At 49.8% G+C, this 21,305-nt stretch carries 19 protein-coding genes; 11 read left to right on the forward strand and 8 right to left on the reverse strand.

The window, feature by feature from the left end; genetic code table 11:
- Window positions 1-159 precede the first annotated feature (159 nt).
- From IM638_01225 to IM638_01240, 4 genes are all read left to right on the forward strand, one after another.
- Window positions 160-2,253, forward strand: a complete 2,094-nt coding sequence (locus IM638_01225) for a T9SS type A sorting domain-containing protein (GenBank protein MCA6361634.1) — start codon at window positions 160-162, stop codon at window positions 2,251-2,253.
- Window positions 2,254-2,261: 8 nt separating this feature from the next.
- Window positions 2,262-3,503 (forward strand): T9SS type A sorting domain-containing protein, encoded by a 1,242-nt coding sequence (locus IM638_01230; protein MCA6361635.1) that lies wholly within the window; start codon window positions 2,262-2,264, stop codon window positions 3,501-3,503.
- Window positions 3,504-3,535: 32 nt separating this feature from the next.
- Window positions 3,536-4,033 carry a response regulator transcription factor gene (locus IM638_01235; protein ID MCA6361636.1) on the forward strand — a complete coding sequence of 166 codons (498 nt, stop codon included), beginning with the start codon at window positions 3,536-3,538 and terminating at the stop codon, window positions 4,031-4,033.
- Window positions 4,034-4,146: 113 nt separating this feature from the next.
- Window positions 4,147-4,665, forward strand: coding sequence for a DUF4199 domain-containing protein (locus IM638_01240; GenBank protein ID MCA6361637.1), 519 nt, complete (start codon window positions 4,147-4,149; stop codon window positions 4,663-4,665).
- 77 nt (window positions 4,666-4,742) lie between these two features.
- On the opposite strand, the gene IM638_01245 is transcribed toward IM638_01240, so the two are convergent.
- From IM638_01245 to IM638_01270, 6 genes are all read right to left on the reverse strand, one after another.
- Complete coding sequence (locus IM638_01245; protein ID MCA6361638.1) at window positions 4,743-5,441, reverse strand: response regulator transcription factor; 699 nt, start codon at window positions 5,439-5,441, stop codon at window positions 4,743-4,745.
- On the reverse strand, window positions 5,431-6,480 hold the full coding sequence (locus IM638_01250) for a histidine kinase (GenBank protein MCA6361639.1): 1,050 nt from the start codon (window positions 6,478-6,480) through the stop codon (window positions 5,431-5,433). Before IM638_01250 ends, IM638_01245 begins: the two co-directional genes overlap by 11 nt.
- A gap of 26 nt (window positions 6,481-6,506) precedes the next feature.
- The gene (locus tag IM638_01255; protein MCA6361640.1) at window positions 6,507-7,106 is read right to left on the reverse strand and encodes a hypothetical protein; all 600 of its coding nucleotides are present in this window, start codon (window positions 7,104-7,106) and stop codon (window positions 6,507-6,509) included.
- Window positions 7,107-7,129: 23 nt separating this feature from the next.
- The gene (locus IM638_01260) at window positions 7,130-8,065 is read right to left on the reverse strand and encodes a hypothetical protein (protein MCA6361641.1); all 936 of its coding nucleotides are present in this window, start codon (window positions 8,063-8,065) and stop codon (window positions 7,130-7,132) included.
- Between the two features lie 12 nt (window positions 8,066-8,077).
- A complete protein-coding gene (locus tag IM638_01265; GenBank protein MCA6361642.1) occupies window positions 8,078-8,575 on the reverse strand; it encodes a hypothetical protein in 498 nt (165 codons plus the stop codon).
- Between the two features lie 164 nt (window positions 8,576-8,739).
- Window positions 8,740-12,270, reverse strand: a complete 3,531-nt coding sequence (locus IM638_01270) for a gliding motility-associated C-terminal domain-containing protein (protein MCA6361643.1) — start codon at window positions 12,268-12,270, stop codon at window positions 8,740-8,742.
- A gap of 653 nt (window positions 12,271-12,923) precedes the next feature.
- On the opposite strand from IM638_01270, the gene IM638_01275 reads away from it, so the two are divergent.
- A complete protein-coding gene (locus IM638_01275; GenBank protein MCA6361644.1) occupies window positions 12,924-13,457 on the forward strand; it encodes an RNA polymerase sigma factor in 534 nt (177 codons plus the stop codon).
- A 36-nt stretch (window positions 13,458-13,493) separates the two neighbouring features.
- Window positions 13,494-14,327, forward strand: a complete 834-nt coding sequence (locus IM638_01280; GenBank protein ID MCA6361645.1) for a hypothetical protein — start codon at window positions 13,494-13,496, stop codon at window positions 14,325-14,327.
- A gap of 47 nt (window positions 14,328-14,374) precedes the next feature.
- On the opposite strand, the gene IM638_01285 is transcribed toward IM638_01280, so the two are convergent.
- Both IM638_01285 and IM638_01290 read right to left on the reverse strand, forming a co-directional pair.
- Complete coding sequence (locus IM638_01285) at window positions 14,375-15,727, reverse strand: M28 family peptidase (GenBank protein MCA6361646.1); 1,353 nt, start codon at window positions 15,725-15,727, stop codon at window positions 14,375-14,377.
- A gap of 8 nt (window positions 15,728-15,735) precedes the next feature.
- The gene (locus IM638_01290; protein MCA6361647.1) at window positions 15,736-16,443 is read right to left on the reverse strand and encodes a hypothetical protein; all 708 of its coding nucleotides are present in this window, start codon (window positions 16,441-16,443) and stop codon (window positions 15,736-15,738) included.
- A gap of 91 nt (window positions 16,444-16,534) precedes the next feature.
- Here IM638_01290 and IM638_01295 point away from each other — a divergent pair, with 91 nt between their 5' ends.
- From IM638_01295 to IM638_01315, 5 genes are all read left to right on the forward strand, one after another.
- The gene (locus IM638_01295; GenBank protein ID MCA6361648.1) at window positions 16,535-17,128 is read left to right on the forward strand and encodes a thymidine kinase; all 594 of its coding nucleotides are present in this window, start codon (window positions 16,535-16,537) and stop codon (window positions 17,126-17,128) included.
- Window positions 17,125-19,602: a bifunctional UDP-N-acetylmuramoyl-tripeptide:D-alanyl-D-alanine ligase/alanine racemase gene (locus IM638_01300; protein MCA6361649.1), complete on the forward strand. Its 2,478-nt coding sequence runs from the start codon at window positions 17,125-17,127 to the stop codon at window positions 19,600-19,602. The genes IM638_01295 and IM638_01300 overlap by 4 nt, the downstream gene beginning before the upstream one ends.
- Window positions 19,599-20,189: a Crp/Fnr family transcriptional regulator gene (locus IM638_01305; protein ID MCA6361650.1), complete on the forward strand. Its 591-nt coding sequence runs from the start codon at window positions 19,599-19,601 to the stop codon at window positions 20,187-20,189. The genes IM638_01300 and IM638_01305 overlap by 4 nt, the downstream gene beginning before the upstream one ends.
- A 49-nt stretch (window positions 20,190-20,238) precedes the next feature.
- Window positions 20,239-20,817, forward strand: a complete 579-nt coding sequence (locus IM638_01310) for an NAD(P)H-dependent oxidoreductase (protein MCA6361651.1) — start codon at window positions 20,239-20,241, stop codon at window positions 20,815-20,817.
- A gap of 169 nt (window positions 20,818-20,986) precedes the next feature.
- Complete coding sequence (locus tag IM638_01315; GenBank protein ID MCA6361652.1) at window positions 20,987-21,175, forward strand: hypothetical protein; 189 nt, start codon at window positions 20,987-20,989, stop codon at window positions 21,173-21,175.
- The last annotated feature ends 130 nt before the right edge of the window (window positions 21,176-21,305 follow it).

The raw sequence follows: 21,305 nt of genomic DNA on the forward strand, positions 1-21,305 counted from the left end.
TCCATGTAAATCCTTTATTTCTTTCTTGCTGCACCCCAAAGTCTGAAATTCTGGTTTTGATTGTTGTTAAAGGAAGTTGTTATTCACAAAAGATTATTTACCTTGTCGAGCCCTGTTGTAAACTCAAAGTCAACACACTACAAGGAAAAAATCCCAAACATGAAAAGAATTATACTGTTCAGCGTATTTGCGCTTGGTTCGGTAGCTGCTTCAGCACAGTGTACCACTACCAATGCCACATCCTGCCAATGCCAGAACGCGCAGCAAACCAATTGCGACCTTTTACCCGATATTACAATATCGTGGCAAGGCATCAGCAACGGTGGTTACACAGAGTATTCGCAGAACTCAACCGACATGACGTACAATCAGGGCCCCAATGCCGGTCGTTTGCGTGTAACGGGTTCTACGCCAAACATTGGCCATGGCCCGCTCACGGCACGTGGTGTGGACTCGCTGGGCTATCGCTGGTTCATTTGCGGAACAGATACATTTTCAATTTACGATCCGAACTCCACACAGCAGTTTACCTGCCCCAACGGGAATCCCTCTCCTCACCAGATCATTTTCCAGCGGATCTATCACAAAAACGGTAATACCATGACTTACCGTGAAGAATCGGCCGGAACAATGACCTATCATCCCACTCACGGCCACAACCACGTGGATGCCTGGGGCGTGTTCACACTTCGCATCGAAGATCCGAACGATCCGAATCCCACTCACTGGCCTATTGTAGGTCAGGGTCAGAAAATGGGTTTTTGCCTTATGGATTACGGCCAGTGTGGCTCAAGCTCATACATTGGGCACTGCCGCGATACCAATACCGTATATAACAACGGTAACATCCTCATCAACTCAAATTTCCCCAACTGGGGCCTCGGCGGCGGACAGTACAACTGTTCGCAGGTTGAGCAGGGAATTTCATCGGGCTGGACGGATGTGTACGGTAAGCACCTCGACGGGATGTGGATTAATATTCCTCCCGGCACGTGCAACGGCAATTACTGGATTGTGGTAGAAGTTGATCCGAACAACAACTTCGTTGAAGAAGATGAAACCAACAATTACACCGCAGTACCCGTAACGCTTACCCAGCAAAACAGCAGCAACCCGATCATTACTATTGCTGCAAACCGTAACCCGGTAATTTGTCCGGGCGAAAATATCACCCTCACTGCATCGGCCGGCACCGCGTTCCTCTGGAGCAATGGCGCCACCACACAAAGCATCACCGTAAACCAGCCGGGCAACTATACCTGTCAGGTTACCACGTTCTGCGGCAGCGGCACAGCTGTATTTAATGTCTATGCCTCGGCAGTTGTAAACCAGCCCGTAGCGGCCGGCGATACCGCCTGTGTGAACACAACCATTACACTTAACGCCAGCGGTCCCGGTACATTGAAATGGTATGATAACGGTGGTAATTTTGTGGGTACGGGCAGCAGCTTCATTACACCGCCCATCACCGCATCAACCACATTCTACGTTGAATCTGTAGTGTCGCAAACCGATACCACACATGCCACGCCCCACAACAAAAACATGGGTAGCGGAAGCAACGTAACCTCTGCTCAGTACGAAATCTTCAACGTATTTACAGCAGCCACACTGCTTGATGTAAAAATCTACGCCAACGCTGCCGGAAACGTTACTATTCAGCTTCAGGACTCAACCGGCGCCATGCTGCAGTCGCAGGTAGCTACACTGGTAGCCGGCGAACAGCGCGTTACGCTCAATTTCAACCTTACACCCGGCAACAATTATCGTTTGGCCGCTACCGGCACCAACCCCGGTCTTTTCCGCAACGATGGCGGTGTGAGCTACCCTTACGACCTGCCCGGCGTACTGCGCATTGTAAACTCATCGGCCGGTTTGGCACGCTACTATTACTTCTACGACTGGAAAGTAGCCACCACCAACGAAACCTGCGCCAGCGTACAAACCGCAGTGCCGGTAACTATGGATCTCTGCCTCGGTCTTGGCGAAGATCCCGGCTTCCGCCAGTCGCTCAGCGTAGCACCCAACCCGAACAACGGTGTGTTTAACCTCAGTTTCAATGCCTACAACCGCAGCGATGTAGCTGTGTTTGTAACCGACCTCACTGGACGTGCGGTTTACAACGAAACCATGCAGGGCACACAGGGCAAAGTAATGCGCGAAATCAATCTCAACGGCCTTGCCAAAGGAGTATATATGCTTAATGTAGTGTACGAAGGCAAGTCGTATGTAGAGAAAGTAGTGATTGATTAATTGCTCAGATGAAATCATTCAAATACAGTTTACTGCTCCTGCTGGCACTGGCCTGCAGGAGCAGTTTGCTTTTTGGTCAGGCTTCGTGGACGATATACAATACCATCAACTCAGGACTGCCCGATGATAATGTGCGCGCCATTGCAGTCGATCATCAGCAAGTAAAATGGATTGGCACTGATGCCGGGCTGGTAAAGTTTGATGGTACAAACTGGACCGTATTTAACAGCTCAAATTCGGCACTCCCCGACAACAGCGTGCGCACCATTGTGGTAGATGATACCAATGCCATCTGGATAGGCATGTTTCAGGGCGGGCTGGCTAAATTCGACGGGGTGTCGCAATGGCAAATCTGGAACACCGCCAACAGCGGCCTGCCCAACGATTTTGTGCGCGGCATTGCATTCGATACGTCGGGCTATCTCTGGCTGGCCACAAGTTCGGGGCTGGCGTATTACAACTGGAACAGCTGGCAGGTGTGGAATACGTCGAACTCTATTTTGTTTTCCGACAATATTTCAGGCATTGCCGTGGGGCCCACCAACCATAAATACCTCTGCACCATTAACGGTGGTTTTTATGATATTAACGATACAGGCTGGGTGATGTATTCGATTGCGCAGAACGGATTGCCTGATAATTCGGCCGTGCGCGTAGTGCTCGATACCAACCAGACTCGCTGGTATGCATCGCCTGCGGCCGGGCTTATGCTCAACTACAATTTCAATTACTGGACTTGGTACAATACACTTAATTCCGGCATAGGATCCAATGCGCTCACGGATGTCTGCATCGACTCGTTGCAGCGGAAATACTGCGCCACCATGCAGCGCGGCATTATACGGTTTACACCGCCCGCAGGCTGGACCATTTGGGATACGGCATCTACGCCTATACCTGATGAGTATGTGCAATGCGTGGCCAAAGAAAACAATGCGGTTACATGGGCCGGCACACGCATTGGCGGATTAGTGCGTATCGACGAAAACCCTACTTCAGTGCAAAGTATAAATGCACAAACGCAAGCCCTGCGCATTTATCCTAATCCGGCTTCGGCTGGCCGCATGGTAAGTTTGAGCGCACCGCTTGCTGCCGAAATTGACTTCTACAACAGTACCGGCCAGCTTGTAGCTTCACTCACCACACCCGACGGGCAGTTCCGGCTTCCCTCCGAACTCGGCGCAGGCATGTATATGACCGAAGTACGCTGCGAAAATCAAACATATCGTATGCAGCTTATTGTGTATTGAGCATTGCTCCACTGCATGGCCTGTATGCACACATGTTGTATTTTTCGCGCATCAAGCACTCCGCTATGAAGGCCATTCCGCAATACATCCGGCACATACTTCTTTACGGCGTTTCACTGGCGCTGCTGGTGATGCTGCTCAAATGGATGCAGTGGAAATTCCTCATCATCGACCACTCAACCGAAATATATGTGGGACTGATTGCCGTGTTTTTTACCCTGCTCGGCATCTGGGTGGCAAAACAGCTTACCCGCCCCAAAGTGCAAACCGTGGTGGTGGAAAAAGAAGTACTTGTTTCGGACCCGCCGCAGCGCAATGAGGAGGAACTGAAAAAACTCGGCCTGAGTGCGCGAGAAACGGAAGTGCTAGAACTTATCGCCAAAGGAAACAGCAATGCCGAAATTGCCGCACAGCTTTTTCTCTCGGTAAGCACCGTGAAAACACACGTCTCCAACCTGTTCGTGAAAATGGATGTGAAAAGCCGCACACAAGCTATCGAAAAAGCCAAACGTCTGAAAATCATTGTGTAGTTGTGCAGGCAGGATAAAAATAGTACCCGGCTCATACCCGTTTTGGTACTAAAGTATGAGTGGTTTCTGACTGTACAACTGCATTATTGCAGCAAATCAAACTCAAACCTGAAATGAAAAAAATTGCACTCGTTTACGGATTAATTGCCGGCGCCATTTTCTTTGCAAATATCGTTGTGCTCATCAGTCTCATGCACAACAATCCCAAGTATGAAGGAAGCCTTCTTGTGGGCTATACCATAATTGTACTCACATTTTCGCTCATTTTCTTTGGCGTAAAAAATTACCGCGATAAGTTGTCCAACGGAATCATAAGTTTTGGTAAGGCATTTAAACTTGGTCTTTTCATCATGCTTATTGCCTCTACTATTTACGTATTAACATGGGTAATTGGCAGTTCCATTTTCGTGCCCGATTTTATGGAACGATACTCAGAAAGCGTAATTGCCGAAGCCACCAAAACCGGGCAGGATGTAGCGGCCGTAACCAAGGAAATGGAAGAGTTTAAAGCGATGTACAAAAATCCGTTGTTTATGATGATGATGACTTACCTCGAAGTATTGCCAGCGGGTTTGCTTATTTCGTTGGTGAGTGCGTTGATGTTGAAACGTAAGACGAAACAGGCTGCATGAGGTATATACAATCTGTTTGTTAACGTGTAGTACGGCTAAGGTTATTCCCGATCGGGGTGAATAATGATGTTCTTCCCTCACTGCTTAAACTCGGCCGCAAATGCCCGCGAGGCATGAATTTCCATGCCGTTGAGCAACACAAAAGTTAAGCCGCGGCCGCTTCGCCTGATGGTTTGAATGTGATTGCGGTTTACGAGCTGGCTGCGGTTTATTTTGAGGAAATGATGTTCGGGAAGTTCGGACTGAAGGCGTTTGAGGGTGATGAACTTGAGCACCTTTTTATCGCGGAAGTAATAGCACACGAAATTCCCGTCGGATTCGAGCAAATACACTTCCGATAAATCCGTGAGGTAATGCTGTGTGCCCGACTGTAGCATGATTCGTGTTTTGCTGAGGTCTTTCGAGGCCGATTCCTGCTGTTTTTGAAGCAGCCGGGCTATACATTTTTCGAGCCTGTCCTGCTGTACGGGTTTCAACAGGTAATCCACGGCATCGGTCTCGAAAGCCTGCAGGGCAAACTGATCGTAAGCCGTGCAGAAAACCACATGGGGCAGGTAACTCAGTCGCTTGAGCAGCTCGAACCCGTTGTGCGGCGGTATTTCTATATCGAGAAAAATTACATCAGGCCTGTAAGCGGCAATCATTTTCTCCGCCTCATCAGTCTGCGTGGCAATACCTGCAATTTCGATTTCCGTATAGGCGCGCAGCAGATCGGCCATTTCTTCGCGGGCCGGACGTTCATCGTCAATTATTATTGCGCGAAGTTTATGAAGCATACAAAGGATGTTTTATAACCACCTGAACCATAGGCCCGGCAAGTTCCCGAATGGAAACAGAATCGGTTTCGGGTGTAACGTTATTTAAAAGCGCGTCTATGCTTTTCAGCCCGAAACCCGGTTCAATACCTTCGAGCTTCCCCGTGTTTTCAACTACAATGAGAATATGTTCTTTCTCCTGTGTAATGCGGATGCCGATTAATCCCGAGCCGGTAATTTTTGATATTCCGTGTTTGATGGCGTTTTCAACCGTATTCAACAGCACAAACGGAATGATGAAATTGCCGCCCACACCTTCATCGACAGAAATCGAATAATTTAAACGCTCATCGAATCTGATTTTTTCGATTTCAAGATATTGACTCACAATACTGATTTCATCGTCGAAGCGGCGTTTTATCGCACTGTCGGTTAAGTTGTAGCGAAGTATATTACTCAGTTTATCCAATGCCCCGGGTGAACTCTGGTGGTTGTTTTTTACCAGCCAGCGAATCGTATTCAATGTATTGAACATGAAATGCGGGTTGAGCTTGGATACCATATTTTCGTACTGCAACCGCTGAACCAATTTTTCCTGCTCCAGCAACTTGTTGCGTAGCTGGTGCTGGGCCTCAATGTATTTGTAAAAATGAAACAGGAGGAACCAGGGAATGACTTCCACCACATTCTCAATAACGATAACCAGATTAATGCCAATTAGCGAGCCGTTCGACTTCCCGGCCAACGTTTCGAGTTCCTGCTTCACCGAAGGATCAACCTGAATTACCACAACCTGATAAACTGCCAGACTCAGAAAACACCCGATTGTACATACCAGAATCGACTTTCGGATATTCGTATAGTCGTGCTTTCGCCAACGCAGTATTTCGCGATACGCCGATGAGATTGCCACACCCAGAATGCAGATCAGCAACACATAATCCCACGGAAAAAATTCATCCATTCCGGCCAGATAGCCCGGCACAATACGATACATACCGAATAAAATCCAGTACAGCGTATTGATCAGATAGAATTTGCGGTTACGTGCTATACTCATTCATGCAAATATATCGGCAAAGCCGGTTACAAATGCCAGCGAACTCCTATACCTGCCACCGAAAAACTGGCTCCGAGCGGAACATCGCTGCTAAACCAGTTGCGAATGACAATCACATTGCCGTTTACAAACACATCGAGCGGTAATTTGGTGAAGCGATAGCCCAACTCGGCCTGCGGCCGAATAATTTGCCGGGTATAGATAAACTTGCCGGGATAAGTCATTGCCACCCATTTTTCGCCATTGTATTTATAAACCAGGTCAGCGCGCCTTGCCTGTTGCATGCCCAGGCCAATTTCCCAGCCCCCATAAAAGCCTTTGAACAGGCGATAATTTCCGCCAATGGTTAAATTGAACTGAAAACTTTCATCGACCAGCGTGTTTTTGTGAAACCCGATTTCGATTCCCGCATAGGTGCGCCTGTTGTGTCTGACTTTGAAATTGTAGTCGGCCGAAGCATAGAAATAGGGATGAAGCACATTAAACACCTTATTCTCCACCCCAATTACTTTCACAAGATTGAAGTTTCGCGTTTCGGAAATTCCGGCTTCAAAGCTCCATTTCCCGGAAAATTGTTTTTCCGAATCCTGCGCATTTACCGCACTGGCAAAAGCAAGGAATGCCATACACAATATTTTTTTCATCACGTTCAGGGATTGAAGTAATAGTAAAACAGGTAATTCATCTCGTCTTCGCTGGTTACACCATAACTCACCGTGTTGCCGGTTTCATTACGGTAGGTAACAATGGTGCGCAGTCCCTGCCCGGCTTCGAGTATGAGCGGAGTGTTTATGAAATAACCCACTTCCGGGTGCTGATAATCGTAGCTCGTGAGAATGATTTCCCCATCGCGCGGGCCGCCCACAATCTGTACTTTAAATTCCTGCCCGCGTTTGTGGTAGTGCGGTGTCATGAGCACAATTTGCGTGCGTCTCGTAAACAGCTCTTCGGTGGTAATGGTGGTGGTGGCATTGGGCGGAAGGCTGAACGACTCGTTGCCCAGCACACCGTTTTCCACAATCTGCTGAACCTGATTTCGCGGCAGCGTGTACAGGTTGCAATACACTTCACCGAAACGGGTGTTGTCGGTGCGGTTGAAGTAATGCGAATTGCAAAGAATTTTCATGTCGGCCGGCATACGCAAACCATAGCCTGGCGGAAGTGCCAGGGTATATTCCGAACTCTGTGCTTCGTACAGAATGAAATCACGATTTACCGTCGATAACAAATTGAACGTGCCGTCGAAATTGTTCTGATCGTACATCACATCCGGTTCGGGCAGTGGAAAATTCCCGTCCGAATAAAGGGTACTGAGTACAAAATGATGTGTGCCCGAACGGCATTTGCTTGTAATCCGGTTCACGAAAATTTCTTCGCTGTTGTGCAGGTCGCGGCGAATGAAAATTTCGCGCTCGAAATTGGCCGGAATCGGAAACGGCTCGATATGCAGTTGATAACCGCTGTCGGCTGGCAATGGTGCCAGACCTGTCCAGGCCGGAATATCGTTCGGGTCGTAATCGACTGTTTTTTTGCAGGAGCCGGCAAGCAACAGTATTGTGCCGCCAAGCAACAATAAATTTTTCATGTGCATTGATGATTAATGTGCGTGTAGTAATCGGTAATCGGCCACCACACCTGTGCGCGGTGCTCCGGCAGCAATCCATTGCCGTATAAATTCGATTTCATTACCCGTGAGCGGGTTGGCTCCCAACGGCATTTCGTTTCCGAAATGAAATTGCGGAAAAGCATTCCAGTTTACCTTATGATACAGAAAACTGCTGTCGGGCACACCCGGTTTCACTAATGTTAAACCGCTGTCGAGGGCTTGCGTATTGCGCGGAACCACGTTCACCAGTCGTTCGTAAACATCGCCCCCTTCGAGCACTAATCCGTGCTGCTGGTTGGTGGCTTGTGCAGCACTGTGGCAGCCCGATGTGCTGCAGTTGTGCTTGAAAATATGCTGTTTCATATTTTCGAAACTCGCCAGATTGGGATCAACAGTTTCCGCGGGCTCTGCAGACTCGCGTTTGCAGCCATTCAACACACTAAGGGAAATAACTCCGGTAAACAAAATCAGATTCAGGACTACACGCATGGCAATGAATTTTGAATCAAAACTAATCAGGCCATACGGCAAGGCATGACACATCTTGATAAACCGGAAAAATACTTGACGAACGGAACACAAAATACAAACCGGCCCTGACAGCATCGTCAGGGCCGGTTCAAATTAACGGCGTGTTCCGTTTTTCTGGTTCTTTACTTCAGCAACGATACATGACCGGTAAGCTTCTGTACCCGCCCGGTGAAGTCTGTGGCAACAATTTTATATACATACACATCCTGCTGGGCTACTTCTGCTCCTTTATTTGCGGTACCATCCCAGCCAATTTCCATTTTGTCTGTGGCAAAAATATGGTTGCCCCAGCGGTCGTATATATCCATGTTGAAGGCAATTATTTCAAGTCCTACGGCCATAAACACATCGTTTTTGCCATCGCCGTTGGGTGTAAAGGCATTGGGCACAAAAAGTGTCTGCTCCGGATTTACCTCAATGGTTTGCCAGGCAGTATCGGTGCAGCCGCCATCGCCGGTTACTACCAGCATTACCTGATAGGTGCCGCGTCCGCTGTACGTGTGCGTGGGCGAAGGTGTGGTGGACGTGGTAGTGTCGCCGAAATTCCAGAACCAGCCCAGCGTGTTTGCCGATGAAAGATCGGTAAAGATTACAGTGGGTTCGAGTGTGGTAATTTCGGTTGATGATGCGATGAATGATGCGTTGGGTGAAGCGTAAACCGTAACCTGCACCACAGTAGAAGCATTGCCAGCACAACCAGCGGCTGATGTGGCCACCACATTTATGGTGTATGTGCCGCTCACCGGATAGTCGTGAAACACCGGCGAGCCTGTGCCCGTGTTGCCATCGCCAAAGTCCCAGGCATAGAAGCAACTGCTGTTACCGGCATTGTTGTCGAAAATTGTCAGCCGTGCTTCGTCGCAACCGCTTATGGTTTGCGGCTGCAGCAATACTACAGGCAGCGCATTCACCGTAACCTGCGTGCTTCCGGTAACCGATACATTGCACACATTGGTAGCTGTTACCACATACGTAGTAGTTGTTTGTGGTTGCACGGTGTAAGGCCCTGCCGTATTCCATCCGGCCACATTCCAGTTCCAGAGAATTGGTCCGGTGTTGCCGGTAACCGCACAGCTTACTACAGCTGTATTACCTGCACAAATACTGGTTGACGGGCTCATGCTCAGGTTGGCCGGAGTAAACTGGAATACATCAAGCACAATTGTATCGGCGGGGCTTGCGCATCCGCTAGCATCAACAGCCTGTACAATGTAGCTTGTGGCTTGTGCAGGATACACCGTGTACTGCGGACCGTTGCCCAGCGGCACATTCCAGTTGTAGGTGTAAGGCCCGTTGCCGCCATTGCCCATAGCCGAAATTACAGCAGGCTGTGCAGGACAAACCGTATCGTTGCCGAGTGTGGTTATTGTAACCGGCGTTGGCTCAAGAATGGTAACCGTGGTTACTGTGGCACAGCCGTTGGCATCGGTTATACTTACGGTTTGCGTGCCTGCTGCAAGGTTGTTTGCAAACGGCGAAGTTTGCACCGGCACCGTACTCCATGCGTAGCTGTAAGGCCCGGTTCCGCCGGCAGCTGTAATGGAGGCGCTGCCGTTGTTGCCGCCGTTGCAGGTTACATTGCTTGCACCGCTAATGGTGGCCGAAAGCGGTGCCGGCTGCGAAATATTGGCTACTGTTAATGCCTGGCAGCCATTGCCGTCGGTGATACTTACTACGTAAGTGCCTGCCCCCAGATTAATAGCCGCCGGACCCGATTGCGCGGGGACACTGTTCCACGTGTACACATACGTACCCGTGCCGCCCGACGCAAGTACCTGCGCCGCACCATTGCTGCCTCCGTTGCACGAAACCGGTGTGGTGCTCACAAGTCCGGTAATGGCTGCTGGCTGCGTGAGTATAATGCTGCCTTGTGTCGTGCAGCCGTTATCGTCGGTAATGCTTACCGCGTATGTACCTGCACCTAAGCCGGTGGCCTGTGCCGTTTGCTGTGCGGGGGTGGTGCTCCAGTTAAACGTATAAGGTGTGGTGCCGCCGCTGACAGCTGCAAGAGCTGCACCGTTTGTATTTCCGTTGCACAAAATCGGTGTGGTAATGCTGGTGTTTACACTCAGTGCTGCAGCAGGTTGTGTAATGGTTACCGTGCCCGTAGAAATGCAGCCATTGGCTGTGGTTACGGTTACACTGTAGGTGCCGGGTGCAAGGTTGTTAAGCGTGGCTGTGTTGCCGCCGTTGCTCCACACATAGGTGTAGGGTTGCTGGCCGCCGTTCATGTTGGCGTTGGCCGATCCGTTGTTGTTGCCAAAGCAGTCAATATCGGTGCTGCTCATTACCAGATTGCCTGGTGCAGCACCCTGTGTAACGGTTACGGTTTGCACCATCTGGCAGCCGCTGCCGTCGGTAACGGTGCAGCTGTAGGTGCCGGGCGTGAGACCGGTGGCTGTTGCATTGTTGCCGCCCGACGGGGCCCACGTATAACTGTAAGGCGATTGACCGCCCGAAGCAAGCACTGCTGCTGATCCGTTGGAGGCATTGCAGTTGGCCGGTGAACTGGTGGCGCTGGTGGCAAAGCCGGTAACCGTAATGCAATAGGCAAATGTTTGTGAGCCGGAATACGGGCAGTTATCATCGCTTACTGTAATGGTAAAGCAGTGCGGCACATTGCTGATATCGGCCGGGCCGGGTGTCCATGTAAATGTGCCTACGGGCAGCGGGCCGGCCGTTTGTGTAAAGGTGGCGTTGGCAATGCTGTTGTTCCAGCTCAGCGTAATGTTCTGATTCGGATCGGGATCAGAGGAGTTTACAAAGAAGGAAAGTGTGTTGCCGGCACATACACTGATGTTAAAGTTGCTGGTGTTGTTTATGCCCGATACGGCAGGCAGCGTGTTTGTACACATAATGGTGCGTAACTGAATATCGCGCACTACGCTGCCAATGAGAATGCCGTTTCGCCATTCTTCCACGCGCACAGCCATTACCGTTACCAGCAGCTGCGAAGGCGTCATGCAAATATCACCGTTGGTGGTGTTAAACGTCATGGCCGGGTTTGATGCTACCGGCTGCGTAGCGGAGTAAGGTGTAACGTAGGTTACAGTGGATGTGGCACTATTGGCGGGCGGTATGAGCGCATACACCAGTGAGTCGCCGTCGGGATCAGTTGCACCGTGGTTGAAGCAATAGCTTTGACCTACGCATACAAACGGGATCGGCCTGTTTGAGAAGGTTGGTGAATTGTTGCAGGGCGCGTTCAGATTATTGAGCAGCGACTGCACAAAAATGTTCTGCGATCCAGGATTCTGAATCGTGCTGATCGCATTGTTGCGGCAGCAAAAATTAAAACTGAACACCCAGTCGGTACACGCCATTGGTAATGTGACGGTGCCTTCGTAGATGAATTCTTGTACGCCCGGATTTTGACCGCCGTTGCAAACGGTCAGCATGTTTGGACAGATGGGCGTAACGTCCTGTCCGGTTCCTGCAATGGGGTTGAGGACGACAGAGAGGGATTGGTTGCAGGAGACTGAAGCAATGTCTATAGTGACATTATTGGGCGCCTGACTACCGCTGCAATCGCGGTAAAAGGCGAGGCGTAACAGGTATTGGTTGCCGCCAAGGCAGGTGTAGGTTAAATCGGCGCCCTGCGCATGGGTGGCTTTCAACTGATGGTTTGCCAATGGCAATAATGCCAGTATCATCAGGAAGCGCATCCAATTAACCCGGGTGTGTGTGTAGCTTATTCCCATAGCTTTTCTCCTTTCCGGTTAAATGATTTGTGTGAAGCAAAGAACTACCTGATCTAACGCCCCTGATGAGTACAGAGTTTCGCAGATTACACAAGCTTAATCATGGGAATAGGTGATGCGAATTTTTTTGAGGAAGCTAATTCGCTGAAAATCAAAATTTCAACCAGTAATCGTGGAAATGTTACGCATCAAAAAAGAAACAATATTTTTTTCGCTGCGTATTAAATGCTTTTGCTCTTCTTTGAAATATAAGAAATAATATGATGTTTTAGATATGCATCAATAAGCGTGCCATCCATAAAATAGGCATTTTAAGTATCTGATATTATTCCATTAGTTCAATACTTATTTTTCGGCAATTTGCATCTTTCTGTCGATAGTTTGTAAAGACAATGAGGTAGTTTACCCATTTTGTCGGTAGTTGGTTCATTTTCTTCGGGCAATGGAATATGAAATCTGATTATCAGGTATTGGTTGAGAATAATCTAAACGCCATATTAAATTAATATGCAGTATATCAATTGATTAGATCTGTATAGGGCTTTGCCCTGTTACCTTTCCCCGAATTATCCGACATTATATTCGTGAATCCATCACACAACGATATAAACAGGGATTTCCTGACCCGCTATGCGGGCATACATGAGCGTTTTGCGCGTTACTGCCGGAGCCATGCGTGGGGATTGCTTGATCCGGAGGATCTGGTGCAGGAAACCGTGCTTATTGCGTTGCAGCGTTACGAAAGCATAAAAGACCGCGAAAAGCTGCTGGGCTGGATGATTTGTGTGGCGAACAATTTAGTGCGTGATCTTATGCGCAGGCAAAAATTCTCGGCGGTGTACGACGAGAAAATGCTCCGCCGCATGGAAAGCCGCACCGGCAGCCCCGACACGGCAATGGATATGCACTACCTGCACAAAGCCATCAATCAGCTGGGTGCACAGGAGAAAGAAGCCCTGCTTATGTTCGAAGTATCGGGTTTCAGCATGCAGGAAATTGCAGATTTGCAAAACTGCCGTGTAGAAGCAGTGAAAACCCGTGTAAGCCGTGCCCGACAGCGGGTACGCAAACTGCTCGACGATGAAGGTGTACCGGAATTACGTCAGGAACATTCATTCAGACTCACTTCATTACTTTAATACAGAATACAATAAATTCATAACCACGACCATAAAATGACAGATCAACGCATCACCGATCTTTTTAGCCGGCTCAATGAGCTGCCTTCGGAGGTGCCACTGAGCGAAGTGGAGCACTGGGCCCGTCTCCATGCCGCAGGTCAGCTTATGCCGCAGGCTCCCAATGTGGGCGCACCGGGCAAATTACCGTGGTACTCATTTAAACCACCGCTTTACATGACATCCATTCTCATTGCCGGCGCTGCATCGGGCCTTGCAGCTTTAATAGCCGTAAACACCACATCCGATAATCCTGCCCCGCAGCAAAACCAGCCCGCTGCCGCACTAACAGATTCTGCACTGCTCATGCCGGCCGATACGCCGGTGGTGAAAGTAAATGTGAAACAAAATCCCGATGGCGATTCACTCCGCCGCGAGTATATCATTAACGCACCGGCAAATGCACGCATCACCGTATCGGCTGCCGATGCCGACGCAGTGACCAATGTGCAGATTACGCCCGACGGTGTTGAAGCAACCACTGATGCTGCTCAGGAAGATCCCGACGGATATTCTTATCAGTACGAAAGGGGTGAAGATGGTGGTGTGGATATTGAGGTAAACAACCGCGGCAATTACAACGACGTCTGCTACTGCAACACGCAAAACGACAGTTTACAGCACGAGTTTGTAAAACAACTTCTGGCCGACGGCATTATCAGCAGCGATAAGAATTATACGTTTATGATTGATATGCGCAAGTTTGTGGTAAACGGCAAACGCCAGTCGGCTGCTGTGCATCTGAAATACCTGCGTTTGTACGAACAGCTGAATGGCGACGAGCACATCTCCGGCAATTTCTCGTGGCAGGTGCAGGTATCTTCCCGTTAAGCGACTACAGCAAGTAACAGCAAGTTTACTTCGAAAATGCCCGGCGGTTAAGCGGCCTGCAGCACCGAAGTAAAATCAATGAGCAGCGAAAACAAATCGTCGAACTCGGTAAGCGGAAGTGTTTCGCGCCGGTCGCAGGTGTCGTGATAGGCTTTTATGCCCCCCAGTGTATAAATGTAAAAGCAGGGCACATCGCGCTCTGTAAAGTAATAATGATCGCTGATAGCGGCTTTCCCCCGCGGCTTGATGAGGGGAAGATAACTGCGCTGCGCATTAAGTTTCTGAAGTGTTTTAAAGTCTTCATCAAACAAGCTGGCATTTACCACGGTGATGCCTTCATCACCCGTGCCGATAATATCCATGTTGATGAGAAACTTAATGCTGTTGAGCGGGAAAAGCGGATTGCGGCAATACCAGCCTGAACCAAGCAGCCCCACTTCCTCGGCACCGAAAGCCATAAATACGATTGAACATTTGGGCTTGTTGGCCGGGTTGCTGTAATGACGCGCCAGGCACAAAAGCATGGCTACGCCGCTTGCATTGTCGTTGGCGCCGGGAAAATATACATGCTGCCCCATGCGGCCCAGATGGTCGTAGTGCGCAGTAAATACAATGAACGAATCAGGCTGCTCGCTGCCGCGTATGTAGCCGATTACGTTTTGCGATGTGTAGTTGCGGATATACTTAGCACCGATTGCCACATCAATTTCACTCACCGTTTTCCACGCGGCTTCAATTTCAATTACCGGCACAAGCGATTGTGTTTGCGAAAAGTCCCAGGGATTTAATTTGGTGCAGGCATCGCCCTCGTGTTCGTGCATGATATTTAGTTGCACGGGCAGCAAAATGCCTTTTACATTGCGCGGGAAGCGCACAAAGTTTACCAGCAAATCGCGCTTGGCTTTTTCGCGCACACCGGTTGTATCCACCAGCACAAATACTTTCTTAAGGTTTTGTGCCAGAAAGGCTTTTATCCCGGCATCGGTTTTCACCACATTCGAATCAAACCGCACCACCTGATAATGTCCTTTCACCGAAGGCGATGAACTGCGCACAATGAAATGCTCGCCCGGATCGCTCGTTTCGCGGCGGCCGTCTTTCCAGATAAAGGTCATTTCCACTTTACCAGGAAATGTATTAACCGGGAAAGAAAATGGCTGCTCAAAACTTCCGCTTTTGTTGAACGAAAGCAGTCCAAGTTTTTTAAACTCATTGCCAATCCACGTGGCTGCCACTTTATCGCCTTTGTTTACATAGCCGCGTCCGTGCATGGCCGGCGAGGCCAGCGTGTCGATAATGCTGCGGGCGTAGGGCAGTTGCGAAACCACATCGCTTTGTTGCGCGGCCAGCTGGGCCAGCAGCAACAGGGTAAATAAAAGCGAAAGGCTGAGACGAGGCATGGGGTTGATTAGCTGAAACGACGTTTTACCACATTGCGAAACAACTCAGCCGGCTCCGAATCGGCAGACCAGCGGTATTCGCTTTGCAGTACTGATACAAAAGACTCAGCCTCGCCGGGCGAGGAGCTGGAATTAATATGATTAAGTGCTTCGTCGTAAGCAGCTGCATCGCCGCCAAAGAGATTGCGCAAGAACATAAGCTTTTCATTAAACCCGATCAGGCTGCGCACGTCTTTACCCGTGGCTGCAGGCTGCGGCGCTTTCGGTTCGGCTTTGGGCGGTTCGGGCGCTTTTACTTCGGGCACTGCCACCGGTTCGGCTTTGGGCGGTTCGGGCGCTTTTACTTCGGGCACTGCCACCGGTTCGGCTTTAGGCGGTTCGGGCGCTTTTACTTCGGCAATTGCTACCGGTTCCACTTTTGGTGGTTCGGGTGCTGTAATTTCAGGTTCCGGCTTCTTCTCCGGCACGGCAGCAATAACAACCGGCTGCGGCATAACAACCGTTTCGGGCGTTTCTTCCTCGTCGGGCAAGGTATTGAGGTAGCTGAACACCACGGCTTTGCGGTGCAGCTGCTCGATGCTGTGCAGGATAAGGTCAATATCGGTTTGCGGAACGTTGCGGGTAGTGCCAATTCTGTCCGACTGATTCTTAATACTGTCGATGAGCGCAGCAATCTCCTTGCGGAGTTCATTTTTACGCGGCTTCTGATGGGCCATGAGCGATAGGAAAACGCCTTTTTGGTTAGATTTGCCGGAAAGCGGCCGGCTTTACAAAATTACACATTTTCCGTCCGCATATCCGAGAACAATGTTCATCGAAAATACACAACATCCGCAAAAGCGCCGTGGCTGGATCGAAGTCGTTTGCGGATCTATGTTTTCCGGCAAAACCGAAGAGCTCATCCGCCGTCTCAAACGCGCCCAGTTTGCACGGCTAAAGGTGGAAATTTTCAAGCCTGCCGTGGATACGCGTTACGACGAAACACAAGTTGTATCGCACGATGCCAATGCCATTCACTCAACCCCCGTGCCTTCTTCGGCAAACATTCTGCTGCTTGCCAGCGATGTGGATGTGGTGGGAATTGATGAAGCGCAGTTTTTTGATGAAGGACTTACGCAGGTGTGCAACCAGCTGGCCGATAACGGCATCCGCGTAATTGTGGCCGGGCTTGATATGGATTATCTCGGCAAACCGTTTGGGCCCATTCCGGCACTCATGTCGGTAGCCGAATATGTAACCAAAGTGCACGCCATTTGTATGCGCTGCGGACACATCGCCAACCACTCACACCGCATTACCGGCGGCGAATCGCTTATTCAGCTGGGCGAAAAAGACAGTTACGAACCACTCTGCCGCGACTGTTTCAGCGAAGCCATGCAGACTGAGCATCCGCAGCCATGAACTACCGCTTTTCTGATATTGCCCGCATCCTGCACGCCGCGCCGCCCGCCGCCGACGGGCCTGTGCAGCACCTGCTGATCGACAGCCGCAACACGGCACAAACCGAGGCGGCAGTATTTTTCGCCATACGCGGTGAGCGGCACGACGGCCACAGCTTCATTGCCGATTTGTATGCGCGCGGCATCCGCTTTTTTGTGGTGTCTGAAATGCCTGATGCCACTGCATTTCCCGATGCAGGCTTTATTCAGGTAAGTGATACGCTTACGGCCTTGCAGGAGCTTGCCGCGCATCACCGCCGGCAGTTTCATTTTCCGGTTATTGCCATTACGGGCAGCAACGGAAAAACCATTGTGAAGGAATGGCTCTGGCAACTGCTGCGCGATGATTACCGCATTGTGCGCAGTCCCAAAAGCTACAACTCGCAGGTAGGCGTGCCGCTTTCGGTGTGGCAGATGAGTGAAGAACATACGCTGGGCATTTTCGAAGCCGGTATTTCACGCACGGGTGAAATGCAGCGCCTGCAAAAAATTCTTCGCCCCGATGTGGCGCTGCTTACCAACATCGGCCCTGCACACGACGAAAATTTTTCATCGCGCGAAGAAAAAACACACGAAAAACTCAAACTCCTCGAAGGCGCCACACTTATTATTTCCGGCAAAGACGATGCGGCCACCTACGGCATCCTTGCCTCCGGCGAAGGCGCTGCCAGCCAGCGATTCAGCTGGTCGCGCAAAACAAAAGCCACACTCCAGCTGGCCGATATCAAGCGCGACGGGCACGAAACCGAACTCAAAGGGGTTTACGACCACCGGTTTGTCACCATCCGCATTCCGTTTACCGACGAAGCCTCCATTGAGAACGCCATTCATTGCTGGTGTGTGCTGCTGCATTTCGAGCTAAGCGACGAGACCATTGCCGCGCGTATGAAACAGCTTACGCCCGTGGCCATGCGTCTGGAAATGAAAGAAGGCGTAAGCAACTGCTCGGTCATCAACGACAGCTACAACTCCGATCTCGGATCGCTGTCTGTGGCGCTCGATTTTCTGAACCAGCAGCAGCAGCATCCCAAGCGCACACTCATTCTGAGCGATATTCTCCAAAGCGGGCGCAACGAAACCCAGCTTTACGGCGAAGTGGCCGCGCTGCTTCAGGCCAAAGGCATCAACCGCATCATTGGCATTGGCAGCGCCATAAGCAGCCAGCAGCAGTTGTTTCAGGTGCCCGAAAAACAGTTCTTCGCCACCACGCGCGATTTTCTGGCTGCCTTTCACGTATCGCAGTTTCACGACGAAACCATTCTCATTAAAGGCGCGCGTGCATTTGGTTTCGAGGCCATCAGTAAAGTGCTTCAGCAGAAAGCCCATGAAACGGTACTCGAAATAGATCTTAATGCTGTAGTGCATAACCTCAATTACTTCCGCTCACGCATTCACCCCGGCACAAAAATTATGGCTATGGTGAAAGCATTTTCCTACGGAAGCGGAAGTTTTGAAATTGCCAACGTACTGCAATACCATCGTGTCGATTACCTGGCGGTAGCCTATGCCGATGAAGGGGTGGAATTGCGCCGCGCGGGTATTACATTACCGGTAATGGTAATGAATCCCGAAGAGCAGAGCTACGAAACAATGATCCGCTACCAGCTGGAGCCTGAAATTTTTTCGTTCCGCATCCTTCAGCTTTTTGATGAGGTGGCAAAACGATACCGTCAGCGTCACCCTGAAACCCCGCCGGTGCCCGTACACATTAAACTCGACACCGGAATGCGCAGGTTAGGGTTTGAGCAAAGTGAAATAAACGAACTGGTGGTGCGGCTTAAAAATGCGAAAGACTTAACCGTGCGCTCCGTGTTTTCGCACCTTGCGGCCAGCGATGAGGAGGAACATGATGGGTTTACCAACATACAGATAAAACAGTTCATTGCCATGAGCGAGGTGATACGCAGTCATTTCGCACAACCCGTTTTCCGACACATCCTCAACTCGGCAGGCATTGTGCGTTTCCCGGATGCACAGCTTGAATGTGTGCGCCTCGGTGTAGGACTTTACGGCGTGGGGGTGGATGAAGCTGAACAAAAACGACTGCGGCAAATAGGCACACTACGCACCACCATTTCGCAAATAAAAAATGTAGCTGCCGGCGATACCATTGGCTACAGCCGCAAAGGAAAAACAGCGCGCAACACCCGCACCGCCACCGTTCCCATTGGCTATGCCGACGGGCTGAGCCGTAAACTCAGCAACGGTCGCGGATGTATGTGGATAAACGGAAAGCCCGCACACATCATTGGCAATGTGTGCATGGATATGTGCATGCTCGATGTAACCGACATTGACTGCGAGGAAGGTGACGAAGTAATTGTATTCAGCCCCGAGCACCCCATCGGCGAACTGGCTGCAGCTATGGAAACAATTCCTTACGAAGTGCTTACCAATGTTTCGGCCCGCGTAAAACGGGTGTATTATCAGGAATGAGCCAGACTGAATCTTTGCAGCGTTTGAGCACGTATCTGCACACGTTTGGTTTTCTGACTGAAACGGATGTGAGGGAAATGCTTGCATTTGCCTCTTTCCGCAAGCTGGAACGGAATGATTTTTTTATTCGTGAAGGAGAAGTAAACAAGGAGGTGGGCTTCGTGCTTTCGGGTATTTTCCGCTCGTTTTATGTATCGCCTCCGGGCGATGAGATTACTTACTGCATTTTATTTCCCGGTATTTTTATTGCTGCTTATTCCTCGTATATCACCGGTAATCCTTCGGTTGAAAATATTCAGGCCATTGCTGCGGCAGAATTAATCGTTATTCCGCGCAGCCAGATTCTCCGTCTTTCAGAAAAAAGTCCCGGCTGGCTGCGGTTTGAGAAAATGGTGGCCGAGCAGCAATACCTCGAACTTGAACGAAGGTTGTTTCAGTTTCAGAAAGAATCGGCGCTTGAGCGTTATCAGTCGCTGCTGCGCGATTATCCTGAATATGTGAAACACATTCCGCTGCATTATCTGGCAAGCTATCTTGGTATTACACAGCGCCACCTCAGCCGCATCCGCCGCGAGGCTGTTGTTTAATAGACAAATGTCCTCGTTACCTCTTTTTATGCTGCAATAGCTTTGCGGCATGAAAAAGATTCTGGTTATCAATTGTCATCCCGACAAAGCAAGTTTCAATTTTGCACTGGCGGCAGCTTATTGCAAAGGCGCGCAAAGTGCGGGCGCAGAAGTGGCGGAAATTGTACTTGCAGATCTTCACTTCGACCCTAATTTGCGGCATGGTTACCGGCAGCGCACCGAACTTGAGCCGGATCTTCTGCAAGCCTGGCAAAAAATACAATGGGCCGATCATCTGGTGTGGATTCATCCGGTGTGGTGGGGAGGTTTGCCTGCCATTGCCAAAGGCTTTATCGACCGGCTTTTTTTGCCCGGCATGGCGTTTAAGCCTCGTCCAAACAGTGTGTGGTGGGATAAATTGCTGGCGGGTAAAACAGCGCATATCATCACCACACTCGATCAGCCGGGCTGGTATTACCGTTTCGCATTCGGGCGGCCGAGTGTGAACCAGTTAAGGAAATCAACACTCGAATTTTGCGGTGTGAAGCCGGTGCGGGTAACCTATATCGGCATTGTGAAAACGGCTGATGAAGCGAAGAGGAGGGAATGGTTGGAGAAGGTGAGGAGGTTGGGGGATACACAGGGATAGGTTAAAATACTGCAAGTTGCTGCGGTGATATTAATTGCAATTTTTATGAATGTCGAAATTAGTCCGGTATAACAATCGAAAATTGCAATAATTTAACCGGTGTTTTATCAACAGATTTTCGCAAATCGGGCATGATTAGTTATTTTTGTATTTGAAAATAAATCATTCAATGCAGTCTCAAAGTCAAAAGCGTTCTAAAACAACAAATCAGGAAGCTATTCCAGAAGAAGTTTTGCGCTCTGTAATTTCGCATTTACAGGATAAACTTGATGCCCGTAGAATAGAAAAGGAAATGTTCACCGCCTCCATGAAAAAAATTACCGGAGGCAAAGGGTTTACATTAACTTTTTCAAAGTAATTACAGGTGCCTGGTAGGTTTGATTATTGATTTACCCAAAATAAAGTTTATCCCATTTTCATTTATTGTGGCCAGTTTTATATGCCCGCCTACAGTGGGTATTTCTTTTGTGTAAGCCTGAAAATCGCGT

The organism is Bacteroidota bacterium (genome assembly GCA_020402865.1).
Taxonomy (GTDB): domain Bacteria; phylum Bacteroidota; class Bacteroidia; order Palsa-965; family Palsa-965.